The following is a 1286-nucleotide window of genomic DNA, read 5'->3' as shown; positions in this document are numbered from 1 at the left end:
CCCCCCCGCCACTCCGGAGATTTCGCGATGACCTCCCGTTCCCGACTGCGCACCGCGCTGGCCCTGGCCATCGCGTGCACCCTGGCCTGGCAGGGCGCTGCCGCCGCCGCGCCCGCAAAGATCGCAGCGCCGGCGGCCGCTGCCCCCGCCGGCGATGCCGGCGCGCGCTTCAAGGCGCTGTACCAGCGCGAGTGGAAATGGCGCCAGGAGCAATTCGCCGGCGCCGACGACGAGGACGCGCAAGGGCAGGCGGCCGATCACCTGCCCAAGGTCGATCCGGCCACCCAGGCGCAGCGCACCGCCTACTGGCAGCAGACGCTGCATGATCTGGATGCGATCGACCCGGCGCAGTTGTCGGCGCAGGACCAGGTGAACTACCAGGTCTATCGCCAGCAACTGCAGGTGCTGCTCGACCAGCAGCGGTTCCGCGCCTGGGAAATGCCGTTCAACAGCGACTCCGCGTTCTGGAGCGACCTGGGATTCACTGCGCGCGCCACCCTGCGCAACCGCGAGGACTACCAGCGCTACCTCGGGCAGCTTGCCGACATCCCGCGCTACTTCGACGAGCAGATCGCCAACATGCGCGCCGGCCTGGCGCGCGGTTTCGCCCAGCCCAGCGTGATCCTGCAGGGCCGCGACCAGTCGATCGCCGAGGTCGCGCAGGCGCCGGGCGAGACCAATCTGTTCTACACCCCGTTCAAGCAGATGCCGGCGACGATCCCGGCGCCGTTGCAGGCGCAGTTGCGCGCGCAGGCGCGCACGGCGATCGCCCAGCAGGTGGTCCCGGCCTACGCCAAGCTGCTGCGTTTCATGCGCGAGGAATACCTGCCCAAGGCACGCCCGGCGCTGGCCGCCGAATCGATGCCCGACGGCGCGGCGTACTACCGCGCGCAGATCCGCGAATACACCACGCTCGACCTCAGCCCCGAGCAGATCCACGCGGTGGGGCTGAAGGAAGTGGCGCGGCTGCGCAAGGAGATGGACCAGGCGATCGTCGAGAGCGGCTTCAAGACCCCGCCCGGGCAGCAGACCTTCCCGGCGTTCCTGCATTATCTGCGTACCGATCCGAAGTTCTACGCCAAGACCCCGGAAGAACTGCTCAAGGATGCGGCGTGGATCGCCAAGCGCGTGGACGGCAAGATCGGCGACTACATCGGCCGGCTGCCGCGGCAACGCTTCGCGATCGAGCCGGTGCCGGCGGACCTGGCGCCGTTCTACACCGGCGGGCGCGGTGGCCCGGGTATCTACCTGGTCAACACCTACGACCTGCCGTCGCGGCCGCTGTA

At 69.5% G+C, this 1286-nt stretch carries 1 protein-coding gene; it reads left to right on the top strand.

The features are described 5' to 3' along the window. Positions 1-27: 27 nt before the first annotated feature. Positions 28-1286, top strand: a 1259-nt coding sequence (locus D180_RS07165; RefSeq protein ID WP_017912260.1) for a DUF885 family protein, incomplete at its 3' end; no start/stop codon positions are given.

Origin of the sequence: Xanthomonas sp. SHU 166 (genome assembly GCF_000364685.1) — a bacterium.
Classification (GTDB): domain Bacteria; phylum Pseudomonadota; class Gammaproteobacteria; order Xanthomonadales; family Xanthomonadaceae; genus Xanthomonas_A; species Xanthomonas_A sontii.
This window is presented reverse-complemented; position numbering and strand designations above follow the sequence as displayed.